This is a genomic window from Bacteroides sp. D55t1_190419_B8 (assembly GCF_015558905.1).
Classification (GTDB): Bacteria; Bacteroidota; Bacteroidia; order Bacteroidales; family Bacteroidaceae; genus Bacteroides; species Bacteroides vicugnae.
This window is the reverse complement of record NZ_JADMOU010000016.1, coordinates 59,880-79,619: the sequence shown is the minus strand read 5'-3', so window position 1 is coordinate 79,619 and position 19,740 is coordinate 59,880. Positions and strand designations below refer to the sequence as shown.

The following is a 19,740-nucleotide window of genomic DNA, read 5'->3' as shown; positions in this document are numbered from 1 at the left end:
TAATAAGTGGATTGTTGTTTTGTGTAATCCACTTATTGTCCCCTCCTTGTTAGCTCACTTTAATTTCTTTATACTTTTGACCTGTGCTTCGAAAGTAATGAGAGTAGCTCATTGCTGACGAGCGTCTTATTATTAACTTTAAAACTTAGTACGCATGAAAAAAAACAGGCGAAAAATCCTTTCGGGGAGTCGCAAGATTTTCTTTGCTATCTTGGCAATGTTTTTATCTTTGAGTGCATCCGCACAGCAAATTACTGCATCCGGTCAGGTCCTGGATGCTCAAAAAGAACCGCTAATCGGTGTTAGTGTACAAGAGAAAGGTACGTCTAATGGAGCAATTACCGATTTGGATGGCAACTTCACATTAAACGTTAAACAAAACGCCATTTTGATATTCTCTTATGTGGGTTATAAGTCGCAGGAGGTAAAGGCAGCCCACCAGATGAAGATCACACTTCAGGAAGATAATGAAGTACTTGATGAAGTGGTGGTCATCGGTTATGGTTCGGTGAAACGGAAAGATGTGACTACCGCTATCTCCTCCGTATCTACCAAGGATTTGGATATGCGGCCTATCGTTTCGGCAGGACAGGCCATTCAAGGTAAAGCGGCCGGTGTCTCGGTGATTCAGCCTAATGGTACGCCGGGCGGTGAGATGTCTATTCGTGTACGTGGTACTACTTCAATGAATGGTAGTAATGATCCGTTGTATGTAGTGGACGGAGTACCTGTAGACAATATCAAGTTCCTTTCTCCGAATGATATTGAGAGTATGCAGATATTGAAAGACGCTTCATCGGCATCTATCTACGGTTCACGTGCCGCTAACGGAGTCATTCTGATTACTACGAAGGCTGGTGCAGCCGGTAATGCCAAAGTATCTTTGACAGCCCAATTCGGTCTGAACAAAGTAGCCGATAAAGTAGAATCCTTGAATGCAGCACAATATAAAGAGTTGCAGGATGAAATCGGGCTAGTGTCTTTACCGGACGGATTACCCGATCGTACTGACTGGTTTGATGAAACGTATACAACAGGAAAGACTCAAAATTATCAGGTAGCTGTATCCAATGGTAATGAGAAGATGAAATATTATCTCTCTGCGGGTTACCTCAAAGAACAGGGAGTGTTGGACATCTCTTATTACAAGCGTTACAATTTCCGGGTAAATCTGGAAAACCAGGTTCGTAAATGGCTGACAGTAAGTGCTAATATCTCATATTCAGACTATACAAGCAATGGAGGTGGGGCAATGGGAACAGGTTCGAATCGTGGTGGTGTTATTCTGGCTGTTATCAATACACCGACCTATGCGCCGGTGTGGGATGCTTTGAACCCTAATCAGTATTATAATAACTTCTATGGAGTGGGTAATATCACAAATCCATTAGAAAATATGGCCCGCGCAAAAAATAATAAAGACAAAGAAAACCGCTTGTTGGCATCGGGTAATATATTGCTGACTCCATTCCCGGAACTGAAGTTCAAGTCTACTCTTACTCTTGACCGTCGTAATGCCGTTAATACTACTTTTCTTGATCCGATTTCTACTGCTTGGGGACGCAATCAGTACGGTGAGGCTTCGGACAATCGAAATATGAACACGGTTCTGACATTTGATAATGTGCTGACTTATAATAAAAACTTCAAGAAACATGGCTTGGAAGTAATGGCCGGTTCGTCATGGACGGATTCAGACTATTCCAATAGCTGGATCAACGGCTCTCACTATCGTAGCGATCTGATTCAAACACTGAATGCTGCCAATAAAATATCTTGGGATAATACAGGTACAGGTGCGTCCCAATGGGGAATTATGTCATTTTTCGGACGTGTAGCTTATAACTTCGACAGTAAATACCTGGTAACAGCTAATCTTCGTGCCGATGGCTCTTCTAAATTACATCCTGATCATCGTTGGGGCGTATTTCCCTCATTCTCTGCTGCCTGGCGTATTTCTTCGGAGAAGTTCATGGAGAACCTGACATGGATTGACGATTTAAAATTGCGCGGTGGCTGGGGACAGACCGGTAACCAGTCGGGTATTGGTGACTATGCATATTTGCAGCGTTACAATATCGGTCGTATTGAATGGTTTAAGAAAGGTGGCGAAGGTGATTCGACTGATTACGCAAATGCTGTTCCTACCATTAGCCAGGCAAACTTACGTACATCTGATTTAACATGGGAAACCACGACACAGACCAATATAGGTCTGGATCTGACCATATTGAATGGACGGTTGACGTTTAATGCCGACTATTATTATAAGAAGACCAAAAACATGTTGATGAATGTGTCATTACCAGCCGGTGCCGCAGCAGCTACGTCTATTGCCCGTAACGAGGGTGAAATGGTAAATAAGGGTTTTGAGCTTTCTATTAGTTCGAAAAATCTCCGTGGAGGAGCATTTACATGGGATACAGATTTCAATATTTCTTTTAACCGGAATAAATTGACAAAACTGGAATTACAGAAAGTTTATTACGATGCTAAAACAGCGGATGTAGTGAATGACTATGTGGTGCGTAATGAACCGGGACGTGCTTTGGGAGGTTTCTACGGCTACATAAGTGATGGGGTAGACCCTGAAACCGGTGAATTGATGTATCGTGATTTGAATAATGACGGTAAGATTTCATCTTCCGACCGTACCTATATCGGCGATCCGAATCCGGACTTCATTTATGGTATGACCAATACATTCTCTTGGAAAGGCTTTAATTTGAGCATCTTTATCCAAGGCTCTTATGGAAATGATATTTATAACGCTTCACGTATCGAAACGGAAGGGATGTATGATGGTAAGAATCAATCGGATCGTGTATTGAACCGTTGGAAAATCCCCGGACAGATAACAGATGTGCCTAAGGCCAATTTCAAATTGCTTAATTCTACCTATTTTGTAGAAGATGGCAGTTATCTAAGATTGAAAGATGTTTCCTTGTCCTACAACTTTAAAGGTAAACTATTGAAGAAATGGGGAATCACCCGTTTGCAACCTTACTTCACGGCTACTAACCTGCTGACATGGACCAGCTATTCGGGAATGGATCCGGAAGTAAACCAATGGGGTAACAGTGGTACGGTACAAGGTATCGATTGGGGTACTTATCCGCATTGCAGATCATACGTGTTTGGTATTAATGTTGAATTCTAATGAAAGGAAAGATTATGAAACTAAGAACTATATTTTACGGATTAACCTCCGGTTTGCTATTGGGACTTTCTTCCTGCTCGCTGAATTATGAGCCATTAGACACCTATTCGGATGTGACGGAAGGAGTGACAAGTGATGGTACAAAAATCGTATTCAAGGATAAAGCTGCAGTCGAAAGTCATCTGACAACGCTTTATAATCAGATGCGTGATCGTCAGGAACATTGGTATGTGGATTTACTTTTGATTTCAGACTCCCATTCGGATAATGCTTATGCCGGTACTACCGGGGCGGAAGTTGTTCCGTTTGAGAATAATTCGATTGAAGGTTCCAATTCAGTGTTGGAACGTGACTGGAACCGTTATCTGGAAGATGTGGCCCGTGCTAATAAACTCATTTGTAACATTGACCTGGTGACAGATAATTCGTTGACTACTGCCGAACGGGCGCAATACAAAGCAGAAGCGAAGATATTCCGTGCCATGGTAATGTTTGACATGGTACGTCTGTGGGGAGATTTTCCGGTGATTACAACGGTAGCTGATGATATTACTTCTGAAAACATTGATGAGGTATATCCGCAATATTTCCCCAAACAAAATACGGAACTTGAAGCTTATCAACAGATTGAAAGAGATTTGTTGGATGCAGTGCTGTATGCTCCGGATAATACTCCGGGGAATAAGACGTTGTTTACCAAGTCTGTAGCTCGTACCTTATTGGCTAAAATTTATGCCGAGAAACCTTTGCGTGATTATACCAAAGTTATCCAATATTGTGATGAGGTGAAAGCTGACGGTTTTGATCTGGTGGATGATTTCAGTGATTTGTTTGGAATGAATGCTGCGGGAACAGATGCGAAGATGCGCAATACGAAAGAGTCGATTCTTGAGGCACAATTTACTTCCGGAGCAGGTAACTGGTGTACATGGATGTTTGGGCGTGATCTCGTGAACTGGAATAACAATTTCACGTGGGCGAAATGGGTGACTCCGTCACGTGACCTGATTAGTGCTTTCAAACAGGAAGGGGATGAAGTCCGTTTCAAAGAATCGGTAGTATACTATGATTGTAATTGGAGCAACTATTATCCGTCTGATAATTATCCGTTCATGTATAAATGCCGCTCTGCCAACAGCAGTATCATCAAGTACCGTTATGCCGATGTTCTGTTGCTGAAAGCAGAAGCGTTGATTATGCAGGATACCCCGGATTTGGAAGGAGCAGCCCGTATAATAGATGAAGTTCGCGAACGTGCCAAATTGGGAGCACTTCCCGCCTCTGTCCGTTCAAATAAGAACGTCCTGTTGAATGCCTTGCTTAAGGAACGCCGGTTAGAACTGGCTTTTGAGGGGCAACGATGGTTTGATTTGGTCCGTCTGGACAAGGTAGAAGAGGTGATGAATGCTGTGTATTCTAAGGATTCGGGGCGCAAAGCGCAGATTTACACTTTTGATAGGAACTCTTATCGTTTGCCAATTCCGCAGTCGGTAATTGACGCGAATGATAAGATTCACCAAAATCCGGGTTATTAATTCAACTAAAAACATAGAAAACTTAAGATTATGATAGACATGAGAAATATAGCATTAACCTTTCTTGGATGCTTCACCATATTAGCTGCATGCAGCAACAGTGACGATGCGGAAAAACCGGTTGCACCTGTTCCAACCGGAGATGTGACCATTTATGCGACCACTAGCAGTCTGACTCGCGATTTGACTCGTGATGCTGTGAATTTCAGCTCGAAAGATAATTTGGCACCTACTTCAATTACGTTGGACCCGACTGAACAATATCAGACAATGGATGGCTTCGGAGTAGCTATCACTGGTGCTACTTGTTTTAATCTTCTGCAAATGAAACCGGAAGACCGTCATGCTTTCCTTTCGGAAACGTTCTCTGATGACAAAGGATTCGGATTTAGCTATATCCGTATTTCCATCGGCTGCTCGGATTTTTCATTGAGCGAATATACCTGTTGCGATACAAAAGGTATTGAACATTTTGCTTTGCAGAGTGAAGAGAAAGACTATATTCTTCCGATTCTGAAAGAGATTCTGAACATTAATCCTTCTATTAAAGTTATTGCCGCTCCTTGGACTTGTCCAAAATGGATGAAAGTAAAGAGTCTCACAGACCTTACTCCGCTAGATTCATGGACAAACGGTCAGCTGAATCCGGTCTATTATCAGGATTATGCTACTTATTTTGTGAAATGGGTACAAGCATTTAAGGCTGAAGGTATTAATATTTATGCTGTGACTCCCCAGAACGAACCGTTGAACCGTGGTAATTCTGCTTCACTTTATATGAGTTGGGAAGAACAGAGAGACTTCGTGAAAACAGCACTCGGACCTAAATTCAAAACAGCTGGACTGGTTACGAAGATTTATGCATACGATCATAACTATGATTATAGTGATATTGAAACAGAAAAGAATTACCCCGGTAAGATGTATGAAGATGCAAGTGCTTCCCAATATCTGGCCGGAGCTGCTTATCATAACTATGGCGGGAACCGTGAAGAGCTTTTAAATATACATAAAGCTTATCCTGAAAAGGAGCTTCTTTTCACGGAGACTTCTATCGGAACATGGAATAGCGGACGTGATTTGTCGAAACGATTGCTGGAAGATATGAAAGAAGTCGCATTGGGTACGATCAACAACTGGTGTAGGGGAGTGATAGTGTGGAACCTGATGCTTGATAATGACCGTGCTCCTAACCGTGAAGGCGGTTGCCAGACCTGCTACGGAGCGGTGGATATTAGTAATAGTGACTATAAGACAATTATCCGCAACTCACATTATTATATCATCGCTCATCTTTCAAGTGTAGTGAAACCGGGAGCGGTACGTATCGGTGTATCCGGCTATGCTGATAGCAATATTATGTATTCTGCTTTCGAGAATCCGGATGGAACTTATGCTTTTGTTCTGATGAATAATAATGAAAAAACTAAAAAGATAACCTTAAGTGATGGTAAGCGTCATTTTGCTTATGATGTTCCGGGCAAATCTGTAACTTCCTATCGTTGGGCAAAGTCGGAATAAGAACCTTAAAATGATCAAGACAATGAAAAAAAACAGTTATATTATATTGGCTCTAGCAGGAATGTTATCCATGAATTCCTGTAATGATGACGAATTCTTGCCCGGTAATCCGAGTATGGAAATCAAAGCAGAGAATGCAGATGCTCTTTTTGGTGACAGTCTTCCGTTTACGATTAAAGCCTCAGATGTGGATGTGCCTCTTTCTACGTTGAAAGCACAGCTTTTTTATGGAGAAGAGCAAGTGTCCGAAACAGTCATCCGTACAAAGACAAGCGGAAATGACTATACTGGTAAAATCTTTGTTCCTTATTATGCTAATATTCCTAATGGAAAGGCAACTTTGAGATATATTCTTCAGAACATTCATTTTACTACCACGGAAATGACGAAAGAACTCGCTCTGGCACGACCGGATTTCCCCTATCTGACATTAGTGGATGAGGAGGGAAAAGAGTACCGGATGGACCGTCAATCCATGTATGAGTATAGTGTGACAGGAGACTTCTCACAAAAAATGAAGGCGTATATCAAGACTCCGAAAGTGGGAGAGAATGGTAACGAATTGACTTTTGGTTGGGAGAATGGAACGATTGAAGCTGGTTCTACTAATTCTATTTCATTTTCTAATACGGAACCGGGAAATTATGCTATCAAGTTTAATACGTTGACTTACGAGGCAGAACCATTTGCCAAGTTAAAGGTGAACGGTGAAGATATGGAGTTGGTAGAGAATGATATCTATGCAATCAAGCTGACTTTGAAGAAGAATGACATTCTAGCGTTTGAAGGGGTACCTGATTATGATAATTGGTGGATAGACCAGGATTATTTTGAGAAACAGGAAGATGGAACATTGAAATTCCTTCCGATTGACGGAAGTTACAAGATAACAGCTAATGGTAAACTGAAGTATTTTTCTGTCATTGCTTTAAAGAATGGTGAGGCTGCTAAGTTGCAAGATGACGGAACAGGGGCTATCTGGGCTATTGGAACAGGAATCGGTAAACCGTCGGTGGCACTTTCTGAAGTAGGGTGGACGCCGGAAAACGGTTTGTGTATGCCACAGCTTACTGCGAAGAAGTATCAACTGACATTTATAGCTGGAGTTACCATCAAAGTGGATGATATAAACTTTAAATTCTTCCATATCAATAAATGGGACAATGGTGAGTTTAAAGGGGATGCTATTTCTACAACGAGTGAACTGGTTAAAATCTCATCGGATGGTAATCTGGGACTGGAAGAAGGTCAGAAGTTCGAAAGAGGAGGTATTTACAGGTTTACTGTTGATGTAACAAAGGGTAATACCAAGGCTGTGTTGACAGTGGAAAAAGTGGGGAAGGTAGATTTACCTGCACCCGATATCTTCTTTGGTAATGATAAGATGGAGGTGACAGATACTGATGTATATAAGTCGGATCAGGCGTTCACACAAGGACAAATGATAACTGTCACAGGTATTGATAATTTGAATGAATGGTGGATTGATCCTGACTTCTTTGAGAAACAAAGTGATGGTGCATTGAAGTTCCTGCCGATTAACGGAGATTATCGGGTGACAGCTAATGCTGTTTTGAAGTATTTTTCCGTAATGGCTTTGAAAGATGGTAAACCGGCCAAATTGCAAGATGACGGAACAGGTGCAATCTGGGCTATCGGGAAAGGAATCGGTAAGCCTTCTGTTGCGTCTTCCGAAGTAGGTTGGGAGCCAGGTAAAGCGATCTGTCTGGCACAAGTTGCTCCTAAAAAGTATCAGTTAACCTTGAAAGCCGGGGAAACACTGAAAACTAGTGGTGACTGGGAAGTGATTAGTTTTAAGTTCTTCTATCAGAATGATTGGGGAGATGAATTCAAAAATTATGCAAGCAATTCTTTAGTGGAACAGCTTAAACTTGCAGATTCCGGAAATTTGGAAATGCAGGATAATAAAGCATTTGAAGAAGGAGGTGTCTATCGATTTACCATTGATGTAACGAATGGTAATGCAAATGCTGATCTGAAGGTTGAGAAAATAAATTGATCTGAAGATTGATGCCGGATTTTTATTGAAACTCTCCTGAAAGGGTATAATGATTTGTATCCTTTCAGGATTCATCTTTGGTCGGAATAATGTAAAAAACATTAATAAACCCGTCCGCAACTAGGAAATATCCCCTGTTTGGGAGTCTATATAAATAAAGTATTAACTTATTTCTTATATCATAAATGAACATGAAATTCAAAGCAATGTTACTTGGCCTGTCTGTGATGACTGCACTGCCTGCTTTTGCGCAGAAGCCGGTGTACTTGGACACAGGTAAGCCTATCGAAGAGCGAGTGAAAGATGCGTTGAACCGGATGACCCTTGAAGAAAAGGTAAAGATGATTCATGCACAGTCTAAATTTAGTTCGGCAGGCGTTCCCCGTCTTGGCATCCCGGAAGTATGGGCTACTGATGGTCCTCACGGTATCCGTCCGGAAGTCTTATGGGATGAATGGGATCAGGCAGGATGGACAAACGATTCCTGTATTGCCTATCCGGCACTGACGTGCCTTGCTGCTACATGGAATCCCGAAATGTCTCATCTTTACGGGAAAAGTATCGGTGAAGAGGCGCGTTATCGCAAAAAAGACATTCTGTTGGGCCCCGGTGTGAATATTTACCGTACACCCTTGAACGGACGTAACTTCGAATATATGGGAGAAGATCCGTACCTCTCTGCCACAATGGTGGTTCCTTACATCAAAGGTGTGCAAGAGAATGGAGTGGCTGCTTGCGTGAAGCATTATGCATTGAACAATCAGGAGTTTAACCGCCATACCACGAATGTGGAATTAAGTGATCGTGCCCTTTATGAGATATACCTGCCTGCTTTTAAAGCAGCTGTTCAGGAAGGTGGCGCATGGTCGATTATGGGCTCCTATAATCTCTATCAGGGAGAGCACGCCTGTCATAACAAACGCCTGCTTAAGGATATTCTTCGCGATGAATGGGGCTTTGACGGCGTCGTAGTGTCCGACTGGGGAGGTGTGCACAATACCGAGCAAGCGATTCACAATGGCATGGACCTCGAGTTTGGTTCATGGACGAACGGACTGTCTGCCGGAACGAGAAATGCCTATGATAATTATTTCCTTGCTTTCCCTTACCTGAAATTAATCAAGGAAGGTAAAGTAGGAACAAAAGAACTGGATGAAAAGGTTAGTAATGTCCTTCGTCTGATTTTCCGTACTTCAATGGACCCGCACAAACCATTTGGCTCTTTAGGCTCTCCTGAGCACGGGCAAGCCGGACGCAAGATTGGTGAAGAAGGTATTGTATTGTTGCAAAATAATGGTAACGTACTGCCTATCGATTTGAATAAAGCTAAGAAAATAGCCGTTATCGGTGAAAATGCCATTAAGATGATGACTGTGGGCGGTGGTAGTTCTTCTTTGAAAGTGAAATATGAGATTTCTCCGTTGGATGGACTGAAAAGTCGTGTGGGCTCACAAGCGGAAGTGGTATATGCCCGTGGGTATGTAGGCGATCCGACAGGAGAGTATAACGGTGTGAAAACCGGCCAGGACTTGAAAGACAACCGTTCGGAAGATGAGCTGCTTGCAGAGGCTTTGCAAGTGGCTAAAGATGCTGATTATGTTATCTTCTTCGGTGGCTTGAACAAGAGTAATCATCAGGATTGTGAAGATTCGGACCGTGCTTCTTTAGGTTTACCATACGCACAAGATAGAGTGATAAGTGAACTGGCAAAGGTGAATAAAAACCTGATTGTGGTCAATATCTCCGGCAATGCTGTGGCCATGCCTTGGGTAAATGAAGTGCCGGCCATTGTACAAGGCTGGTTCCTGGGTTCGGAAGCCGGAACAGCTCTCGCTTCCGTGTTGGTAGGAGACGCCAATCCTTCGGGAAAACTTCCTTTCACCTTCCCGGCAAAACTGGAAGATGTAGGGGCGCATAAATTGGGCGAATATCCGGGTAATAAGGAAGAACTGGCACAGTCTAAACATAGAGGAGATACGATTAATGAAATCTATCGGGAGGATATTTTTGTAGGTTATCGCTGGGCGGATAAAGAAAAGATCAAACCGTTGTTCCCGTTCGGACACGGATTGAGCTACACTACTTTCGCTTATGGAAAACCCTCGGCTGACAAGAAAACAATGACAGCAGATGATACCATCTCTTTCACAGTTAATGTGAAGAATACAGGCACTCGTGAAGGTCAGGAAGTTGTTCAGCTTTATATCAGTGATAAGAAATCCTCTCTTCCTCGTCCGATCAAAGAGTTGAAAGGTTTCCGGAAAGTGAAACTGGCTCCGGGCGAAGAGAAAGCGGTAACGCTGACGATTGATAAGAAAGCATTGAGCTTCTTCGATGATGCTAAACACGAATGGGTGGCCGAATCGGGCAAGTTTGAGGCAATGATCGGTAGTTCATCCAGGGATATTAAAGGTACTGTACCATTTGAGTTGAAATAGGTAGATGTTTGGTTAGAGATTTTTTTAAGGAGATGACAGAGAGTCTGGGTACTCGGAAAACGCTAAGTGATTGCAACAAATCGACTTAGCGTTTTTTTATTGCCTCATTTTCCCTACGCTTGCAAAAAAATAGTAAGAAAGCATATGAGCTTGCTAAAAAGGAAGCGGAACGCAATACTGTTATAACTCCTGCTTTCTTGCAGAAGTTAAACGCTACTTTGATGCGGACAACAGGGGGAAGGCATAATACAATAGGCGGCTCTTTCGATTCTTCCAGAGGTGAGTTCCGTTTGTGTGACGTTACGGCTGGTGTAGGTGGGCGTTCTTATATGGGTTATCAAAAAGTATCTGTTAAAGTAGAAGAACTTTGTTTCTTGTTGCAGGAACGGCAAAAGAATGTGGAAACGTTCCGTGAACAATACGAATTAAGTTTTAATGCTCACCTCAATTTAGTGACTATTCATCCTTGGGTGGATGGTAACGGGAGAGCAGCTCGTTTATTGATGAACTATATTCAATTCTGCTATCATCTTTTCCCCGCTAAGATTTTTAAGGAGGATAGGGCAGATTATATCCTTTCTTTACAACAGGCGCAAGATGATGAAACCAACCAGCCTTTTTTGGATTTCATGGCAGTGCAGTTGAAAAAAACACTGTCTTTGGAAATTCAAAAATATAAAGCTTCTCACAATAAAGGATTTAGTTTTATGTTTTAATCTTGTAGGGCTTCTTTTGATAAGACTTCCACCCATTGTATATTGTGTTGTTTTTCATTAACGAAATCACCGTTACAGTAACGGCTGTTGCATTTATTAATATCGAACTTATGTAATTCTCTAATAGTTTTAAATAAAGTTTCACCAGTTTCACCGTTAGCTGAATAGTTATAGACCAGATATTTATGGTGAAAGGAAACGCAAAATATAGAAATATTCATCCTTCACACTCTTCACCGTTCTTTTTATATGCTATAAGCTAAAGTAAATATGCTATAAGCAAAAACGAATATGCTATAAGCTAAAATTAATAAGCTCATAGCAAACGCTCCATCAAGTATTAACACTTGAGTTATAGGCCATTAATACTTTGTATCTAGGTTATTAATACTTGAGTTGTTGGACATATATACCCAAGACGCAGGATATATATCCAACATGCTGGCTATATATGCCCAATACATTGGCTATATATACCCAACAAATTGGATGTATAGACACTTAATCTATACGATATAAGCATTTCCACGATGCTATATTGCTATTTATTTCTCTGCATTTTATCTTTGTGAAGGAGGTGAAGGATGGTTCTTTATTTTTTTTATGTACCTCTTTCACCATAAACATTTGATTTAGAACTATTCAGCTAAAGGTGAAACCGGTGAACCTTCCATATGAATCTTATAGTAACAAGTAGGCTTTAGGAAGTTCTGCCTTAAGCTTATTGCTGTAAACTTCAATTTATACTGATTTTCTTTTCTCTTTTCTGATTTTATATTCTATCTTTGTAGTGCATTCCATTTTAAACCACGGCGGAGAACCTGCCGTATCAGTGTGGCGGGCTTTTTTTATGCCCGTCCCATTAATCCTATATGGCGGTTTCGCACCCCCATGTAGGATGTTAGTGCACCTACTGCTGTCGTGGATAGTGGAATGCAATGGGACAGGCGGAACCGCTTCTTTTATTCCTTAAAACTACCTTTCTGTATCGCCCCGTTGAACTTAATTTATTCACCATTTAATTAAAATTCTTATGGAAGAAGTTTTAAGCAACCAGCAGGCTCGTCCGGGGGACACGACGCAACTCATGCACGCTATCTTTTCATCCGATGATGAAATGATGTCTTTTTATCTGACCCTCAATTGTTTTATGAATCCTGAAAGCTATCTCTCTTGTTTTCTTTGCTTTCATCATATACTTTCTTTGCTTTCTGCAAAAAAATAACAATTTCTCACTGATAATCAATTACATTCGAGCATTTATTTATTAGTTGTAGAGAATTTGACATTTAATGCATGTACCTATTTCCGTAGAACATATACATTCCTTGTATCAGAAAGTTGATGTATAGATAATGATAGATTGAAGCGGTAAACATCTTTCTCCGTCTTTTGGAGCGCGATGCTATATACTCTTTTTACATTCTAATAGAAAAGTGAGGTTATCGTTTACCTAATGTCAACAGACTTTCCGGTCCCATATTGAACAACAAGTCTATGATACTCAAATTAGGTAGAAAACTCAGTTTGGATTCGAAAACCTGATAGTAAGGTTGTGGAACAAACTCTGTATCTACTTCCCGGAAATCCTTTTTGGGATGGATGACTTCCCGAAAATCGGATTCTCCGGGAGCAAACTCCATCTTATATTCACTAGTACGCTCCATAGTGGGGTGAATATCTATCAATTCACAGACCATCCGGCATAGTTCTTCGTTGAAATCGATTAAAAACTCGTATTTCTTTTCGTAGAAGGGACGGAAGTCGTCCTTGTAATATTCAAAGAAAGGAGTACTGTTGTAGGCCGATTCGATGGCGTTCCAGTGCAGATGTCTCCAGTTGCCGTGGTCGGAAATGCGGATATCCTTCATTGGACACTTCAATGTGTCGGGTTTTACGGTTGGGATGGAAAGAGCTAATTCGCCGGATGGTCCGGCAATGGTACACCGGTTACGGTAGGTTTGTTTGATGTAGTGGTCATGTTGTTCTACAAACACTTTGTCATAAGTCAGAAGTTTGGTATAATATTCGACGGGAGCGAGATAAGCTGAAGATAAATAGGCTATTTTCATTTCTTTCATTTTAATTCGTTTAGGGAACTCTATAGTTGAGGATATTATTAAGGAGTTGTTTCTTTTATGAATCGGAAATCAGAAGATTATTCCACTGTTCTGAAAAAACGGTTCCATCGGTATCCGTCAAACAGTCCCGTGTCTTTTTCTTTGGAGAACCAGATGACGGAGGCTTTTCCGATGACATGGTCTTGCGGGACAAATCCGAAAAGACGCGAGTCGGAGAAGTTGACGGTATTGTTAGACCCCATCCAATAATAATCTTTTGTGAAATAACAGTGTTTCGTGGGCTTTCCGTCCACGTAGAGGGTATCGTTTTTTATCTCTGCCTGTTTGCCTTCGTGCATCACGAGCGTATTTCGTAGCAGGGTTATGTTCCAGGGATAGACACGTATAAATTGCCCCTTTCCGGGAACAATCAGCGGATTCGGATCAGTGTTTTCCTTGTTCGACAGAGGTTGAACGAAGCACTCTTTTCCATTCATCGCCTGTTCCAGCAGATAGTATTCATAACGGCTGAAACTGCGCACGTGGGTACTGTCATTGCTTCCCATCAATCCGTCGTTGGTGATGGAAAGAGTATGCATCAGTGAGGTTATCAGATTTTCTTTTGAAGCGGGGTACGAATAAAGTCTTTTCTTATCCGGGTTGAACTGTGCCTCGGGAGAAATAACGGAGAAAAGGGAATCAACAAATAAGGTGTCACCCGGCATTCCGAGGCAACGGCTGATATAGATTTCCCGGCGGTCGATGATAGGTTCCCGGATTCCGGCCGGATTATTGAACACTACGATATCTTGTCGCCGTACAGGACTTTCGCACCAACGATGATAAGAAAAGAGCGACATGAAAGGAATTCGCAACCCGTAACTCCATTTATTCACTAAGATACGTTCACCCTGGAAAATGGAGTTTTCCATACCGGTGGAAGGGATAAGGCAGGACGTAAAAGCAAATCCCCGGAGTAGAAGCACTACGACTACTGCTCCGGCAAATGCTAGTATCCATTTGAATTTACGAATGTTCATTAATATTTATCACCTTATCACTCTATTCTATCCGTACACTTATCAGTCTACCCACTTGAAGAGGCGGTTCCAACGGATTTTACCGTCAAACCATCCACGGTCTTTGTCAAGCGACAGCCATACGACAATCGGTTTGCCCACTACATGATCTTCGGGTACAAAACCCCAATAACGGGAGTCGGCAGAGTTGTGACGGTTGTCACCCATCATCCAGTAATAATCCATTTTGAAGGTATATTCATTGGTCTTTTCACCGTTGATGTAGATACCGTCCGGTTTCACTTCCAGCTTGTTGCCTTCGTAGGCTACGATGCAACGCTCATAGATAGGCAGGTTGTCTTCTGTGAGGGTAATGGTAGCTCCTTTGGCAGGAATCCAGATCGGACCGTAATTGTTGCGGTTCCATTTGGTATAAAGGTTTAGCGGATACATCTGTCCGGCGTATTCTTCCGGTTCCATTACTATTTTGCTGATTAGCTTTTTATTGCCAAGGAGAGTGTCATACATCTTTTTAGTCAATGGAAGATGATATACCGGATTCAGTTTGCCTTGCGCATTCCGGTTGTCCAGTCCCATTTCCAATAATCCGCCTTCCCAGCCAGAGTCTTCTATCAGCATGGTGTCATCCTTGCTGATGCCTAATTCGCGCAGCATATCTTCCGGAATGTACGGACCGGTAGTCTGCACGAAGTAGTTGAATTGCAGGTTTTCGGGGTTCTCAATCGCCTTACCGTCAATCATCACCTGTCCGTCTACAATTTGCAATGTATCACCGGGCAAGCCGACACAACGTTTCACATAATTCTCGCGACGGTCTACCGGACGCCACAGTACTTCACCGTAAGTACGCGGATTGTTTAGAATCTGTTTACGTCCGGCGGCGTAGTAGAGATCATAGATCGCACGTTGCTGTGAACGTGTCAGGCTATCCATTTCAATCTGTTTGGAGTAGATGCGTTGTCCTTCACCGTAAGCCAGCGTATAGAAGTCCGTTGTCTGTTGGTAGTTCACTGCTACCGTGTCTCCTGCCGGGAAGTTGAAGACAACAATGTCATTCAGCTTCACTTTGCCGAAGCCCGGTACCCGTTTGTATTTCCATTGTGGCCACTCGATATACGATTTAGTATTGAAGACAGGCAGCGTATGTTGTGCCAACGGCATAGAAAGCGGAGTGTTCGGTACGCGGGGACCGTAGCTCATCTTGCTTACATACAGGAAATCGCCTACCAGCAATGATTTTTCCAGCGAAGAGGAAGGGATCTGGTAATTCTGGAAGATGTAGATATTGACGAAGTAGACGGCAACCAACGCAAATACGATGGCATCCACCCAACTCATCACACTGCGGACAGCCGGATTCTTCGACTTCTTCCAAAAAGACCAAGGTATTTTCTTTGTGATATAAATATCGAAAATGAAAGGAACAATAATCAATCCCCACCAACTCCGTACCCAGAGAAGGAAAGCGAGGTAAAGTAGAATAGCAATGGCACATTTGATCCATTGTACATGCTCCACTTTTGTTGTTTCTTTTGGTAGATTTAACTGTAAAGTTGATCCGTATTGATTGTCTTTATCTTCTCCTTTTCTGAAAATCAGGACAAAAGGAAAGCAAGGTATTAATTGCCAAAACCCGTTTATTCCCAAATCATGACATCTTTTAGCACCCTGTGCGACATTGATCCATATTATAGGAATTAAAATAAGCATAATAAGAAAGGGGGGGGCCTCTTCTTCTGCATATGTTATGGGAAGTGTTATCACCCCTGTGAAAAGAGCTGTTAGAAAATATTCTAACCGTCCGATTCTTCCTTTGAAAGAAAATAATCTTTTTAGCATATCTTTATTTTGTTGATTTCAAGAATGGGAATAAATCACTCATGCCCAAAAAACCTTCGTGTGTGGCAGTATATTCGGCTGCCAGTACGGCTCCCAATACAAATCCGCCACGGCTTTTAGCATCATGCGTGATAGTTATGCTGTCTACATCAGATTCATAGCGAATGGTATGCAGACCGAACACTTCTCCTTCGCGGATAGAGGCGATAGGAAGTTCATTAGGCGCGCAATCGTTGGTTCCGCTAATGGTTCCGTCCGGTGCAAGGAAAGTTCCTTCCACCCATTTGTCCTTACGGTCCATCTTTTCCAGAATACCTTCTGCCAGAGTGATGGCTGTTCCGCTAGGAGCATCCAGTTTATGAATATGATGTGTCTCGCTCATGGTGACATCATAAGTGGGGAACTGGTTCATAATTTTAGCCAGATACTTGTTGACGGCAGAGAAAATGCTGACTCCCAGACTGAAGTTGGACGACCAGAACAGTGTTTTGCCTCCTTCAGTGCAGAGCTTTTTGATTTCTTCGCCATGCTCGGCCATCCATCCGGTGCTGCCGGATACCAGTTTCACACCGGCTTTGAAAGTTTTTATATAATTGCTGTAAGCTACCATCGGATTGGTAAACTCAATGGCCACATCGGCCGATTTGAACGCTTCGGATTCGAAGTCATCCTGATTATTGATGTCAATGATGCAGACGATTTCATGTCCGCGACTACGGGCAACCTTTTCTATCTCTTTGCCCATCTTTCCGTAACCGATCAGTGCTATTTTCATTGTTTTCTGACTTATATTCAAAATAATAGTCGCAAAGATAAGATTTTTATTACATTTGCAGCGCACATTAACGTCTTGTTAACATGGAACATCTTCTCCACTACGTGTGGAAACATAAATTATTTCCTCTGAAAGTACTGCAAACCACCAACGGCTTACCGGTAGAAGTGATTGATTCCGGTCTGCAAAACCCGAATGCCGGTCCCGACTTTTTTAACGCGAAACTAAAGATTGATGGCACCTTATGGGTAGGGAATATAGAAATACATACACATTCTTCTGATTGGTTTCGCCACGGGCATAATTGCGACAAAGCCTACGATTCTGTAATTCTCCATGTGGTGAGCGAGGTGGATACGGAAATAACCCGTACCAACGGTGAACAGATACCACAACTATTGCTGACTTGTCCGGAAAATGTGCAATCCCATTATCATGAACTTTGCGTAGCCGATCATTATCCGGCTTGCTATCCCATCCTTGCCTCTCTTCCCAAACTCACTATCCATTCCTGGCTGACCGCTTTGCAAACAGAGCGTTTGGAACAGAAAGCACAGTTAATCATGCATCGTCTCGAACTTTGCAACAGTAATTGGGAAGATGCTTTCTTTATCACCCTTGCCCGTAATTTCGGTTTTGGATTGAACGGAGATGCTTTTGAAACGTGGGCGGAATTGTTGCCATTTCGTGCGATGGATAAGCACCGGAATAATTTGTTTCAGATAGAAGCTTTCTTCTATGGTTTGGCAGGGTTGTTGGAAGACACATTTCTGAAAAAGGAACAGGAGGACGAGTATAGTATTCGTCTTTGCAAAGAGTTTCGTTATTTGCAGCGAAAATTTGAAATCGGGCAGGGGATGGATGCTACTTTATGGCGTTTTCTACGGCTTCGTCCGGAAAACTTTCCGCATATTCGCTTGGCGCAGTTGGCCTATCTCTATCAGAAAGGAGATAAGCTGTTTTCACGTTTACTGGAAGCGGATACTCTGACGGATGTGAGAGCTTTACTGGATACACGTACGTCTTCCTATTGGGAGAATCATTATTTATTCGGGCGACTTTCTTCACAAAAGGAAAAGACGATGGGAGAGCGTTCCAAGGATTTGATTATCATTAATACGCTGGTTCCTTTTCTTTATACCTATGGTTTGCACAAGACGGATGAACGAATGTGTGAACGTGCCGCACGTTTTTTGGAAGAATTGAAGGCGGAGAGTAATCACATCATTCGTTCGTGGAGCGATGCCGGACTTCCGGTAGTCAGTGCGGCGGATAGTCAGGCACTGATACAGTTACAAAAAGAGTATTGTGACAAGCGGAAATGTTTGTACTGCCGCTTCGGTTATGAGTATTTAAAGCATACAAAGATTTAGTTCTTAAAATAACCAAGATGCCAAACTTGTCATTATCTTTGCGTCGTCAATTAAACTCTTAATTTATATAGTGTTATGAGAGCTAAAAAGTTTGTATGCTGCTTGCTGGCTATGATGCTGCTCGCAGGCGTTTCGTTTATCTCCTGCGGTAATAGTTCTAAGGCAAAAGCCGATAATGAACTGACTACACAAGACGGTGAAGATTTCAAATCCTTTTTGGATAAATTTACTTCCAGTGCAGCCTTCCAGTATACTCGTATCAAGTTCCCATTAAAGACTCCGATCACTTTGTTGGCAGATGACGGAGAAACCGAGAAAACATTCCCTTTCACTCGGGAAAAGTGGCCGTTGCTGGATAGCGAAACAATGAAGGAAGAACGTATCACCCAGGAAGAGGGAGGTATTTATGTTTCCAAGTTTACGTTGAATGAACCGAAGCATAAAATCTTTGAGGCAGGCTATGAAGAATCCGAGGTTGATTTGCGTGTCGAGTTCGAGTTGCAGTCGGACGGGAAATGGTATGTGGTAGATTGCTATACAGGTTGGTATGGATATGACTTGCCGATTGGAGAGTTAAAGCAGACTATTCAGAATGTGAAAGAAGAAAATGCCGCATTCAAAGAAATACATCCTTAGAAAGGAGAAATAAGTATTAAGTATCAAGTATTAGCCAGTCATTTGATGTTAATACTTGATACTTAATACATGATATTGATTAGGGTTCTCCGACATAATATCCCAGTTCGGATTCTTTTCCATCCACCATCTCTCTGACAATACCGTTCTTGGTGTTGAAATCCTGATAGAGTTCCTCATAATCACGTGTATAGTCTGCATCGGGGACTACGTTAACATCAAATTTGAGTTCGGCTCTTCCGTCGGGGAGCATATTACCGAAAATCCGGATGCGGTGAACCACCTCGCCTACATTCTTAATACTATTGTAGGTTGCCTTGAATTGTCTGATTCCGTCTTCGGGAATGATGATATGCGAACTTTTATCCAGAATGATACAGCCACAGGAAGGTTGCATTTCTGAAATGATTAACGGAGCATCTCCTGTATTGGTGATAGTAAACATGATATCGAGCTGCTGACCTTGCTTGATGGGGTAATAGTGCCTGACCGAATCCTTTATCGTCATGCTTGTGGGACGTACTTCCTTCCTGCACCCTGTAAAGCAGAGCGGAAGTGCCGTCAGTAGGAAAATATAGAATATAGATTTATTCATTGTTGCCATTTATTTTTATTATATCACTTTTT

Annotated in this window: 13 protein-coding genes and 1 pseudogene; 9 read left to right on the top strand and 5 right to left on the bottom strand. The window is 42.1% G+C overall.

The window, feature by feature from the left end; genetic code table 11:
* The first annotated feature begins 154 nt into the window (after nucleotides 1-154).
* From I2I13_RS14675 to I2I13_RS14645, 7 genes and pseudogenes are all read left to right on the top strand, one after another.
* Nucleotides 155-3,160 (top strand): TonB-dependent receptor, encoded by a 3,006-nt coding sequence (locus tag I2I13_RS14675; RefSeq protein ID WP_195649815.1) that lies wholly within the window; start codon nucleotides 155-157, stop codon nucleotides 3,158-3,160.
* Entirely contained in the window at nucleotides 3,160-4,695 is a 1,536-nt protein-coding gene (locus I2I13_RS14670) for a RagB/SusD family nutrient uptake outer membrane protein (protein ID WP_195649814.1), read from the top strand. The genes I2I13_RS14675 and I2I13_RS14670 overlap by 1 nt, the downstream gene beginning before the upstream one ends.
* Before the next feature lie 30 nt (nucleotides 4,696-4,725).
* Nucleotides 4,726-6,216 (top strand): glycoside hydrolase family 30 beta sandwich domain-containing protein, encoded by a 1,491-nt coding sequence (locus tag I2I13_RS14665; RefSeq protein WP_195649813.1) that lies wholly within the window; start codon nucleotides 4,726-4,728, stop codon nucleotides 6,214-6,216.
* 22 nt (nucleotides 6,217-6,238) lie between these two features.
* Nucleotides 6,239-8,236 carry a DUF5125 domain-containing protein gene (locus tag I2I13_RS14660; RefSeq protein ID WP_195649812.1) on the top strand — a complete coding sequence of 666 codons (1,998 nt, stop codon included), beginning with the start codon at nucleotides 6,239-6,241 and terminating at the stop codon, nucleotides 8,234-8,236.
* Nucleotides 8,237-8,421: 185 nt separating this feature from the next.
* Nucleotides 8,422-10,674, top strand: coding sequence for a glycoside hydrolase family 3 C-terminal domain-containing protein (locus tag I2I13_RS14655; protein WP_195649811.1), 2,253 nt, complete (start codon nucleotides 8,422-8,424; stop codon nucleotides 10,672-10,674).
* 131 nt (nucleotides 10,675-10,805) lie between these two features.
* A pseudogene (locus I2I13_RS14650) lies at nucleotides 10,806-11,390 on the top strand (Fic family protein); the annotation flags it as partial.
* A gap of 1,033 nt (nucleotides 11,391-12,423) precedes the next feature.
* Nucleotides 12,424-12,615, top strand: coding sequence for a hypothetical protein (locus I2I13_RS14645; protein ID WP_195649839.1), 192 nt, complete (start codon nucleotides 12,424-12,426; stop codon nucleotides 12,613-12,615).
* 217 nt (nucleotides 12,616-12,832) lie between these two features.
* On the opposite strand, the gene I2I13_RS14640 is transcribed toward I2I13_RS14645, so the two are convergent.
* From I2I13_RS14640 to dapB, 4 genes are all read right to left on the bottom strand, one after another.
* Entirely contained in the window at nucleotides 12,833-13,471 is a 639-nt protein-coding gene (locus tag I2I13_RS14640; RefSeq protein WP_148365460.1) for a WbqC family protein, read from the bottom strand.
* Between the two features lie 77 nt (nucleotides 13,472-13,548).
* A complete protein-coding gene (lepB, locus tag I2I13_RS14635) occupies nucleotides 13,549-14,490 on the bottom strand; it encodes a signal peptidase I (RefSeq protein ID WP_148365461.1) in 942 nt (313 codons plus the stop codon).
* 42 nt (nucleotides 14,491-14,532) lie between these two features.
* Nucleotides 14,533-16,329, bottom strand: coding sequence for a signal peptidase I (gene lepB / locus I2I13_RS14630; RefSeq protein ID WP_148365462.1), 1,797 nt, complete (start codon nucleotides 16,327-16,329; stop codon nucleotides 14,533-14,535).
* Nucleotides 16,330-16,333: 4 nt separating this feature from the next.
* The gene (gene dapB, locus I2I13_RS14625; RefSeq protein WP_148365463.1) at nucleotides 16,334-17,104 is read right to left on the bottom strand and encodes a 4-hydroxy-tetrahydrodipicolinate reductase; all 771 of its coding nucleotides are present in this window, start codon (nucleotides 17,102-17,104) and stop codon (nucleotides 16,334-16,336) included.
* Between the two features lie 83 nt (nucleotides 17,105-17,187).
* On the opposite strand from dapB, the gene I2I13_RS14620 reads away from it, so the two are divergent.
* Together I2I13_RS14620 and I2I13_RS14615 are read left to right on the top strand one after the other, a co-directional pair.
* Entirely contained in the window at nucleotides 17,188-18,477 is a 1,290-nt protein-coding gene (locus I2I13_RS14620) for a DUF2851 family protein (protein ID WP_195649810.1), read from the top strand.
* A gap of 75 nt (nucleotides 18,478-18,552) precedes the next feature.
* Nucleotides 18,553-19,113 carry a DUF4348 domain-containing protein gene (locus I2I13_RS14615; protein WP_167511794.1) on the top strand — a complete coding sequence of 187 codons (561 nt, stop codon included), beginning with the start codon at nucleotides 18,553-18,555 and terminating at the stop codon, nucleotides 19,111-19,113.
* A gap of 79 nt (nucleotides 19,114-19,192) precedes the next feature.
* Here I2I13_RS14615 and I2I13_RS14610 read toward each other — a convergent pair whose 3' ends face one another.
* Nucleotides 19,193-19,708 (bottom strand): DUF1573 domain-containing protein, encoded by a 516-nt coding sequence (locus I2I13_RS14610; protein ID WP_195649809.1) that lies wholly within the window; start codon nucleotides 19,706-19,708, stop codon nucleotides 19,193-19,195.
* Nucleotides 19,709-19,740 lie beyond the last annotated feature (32 nt).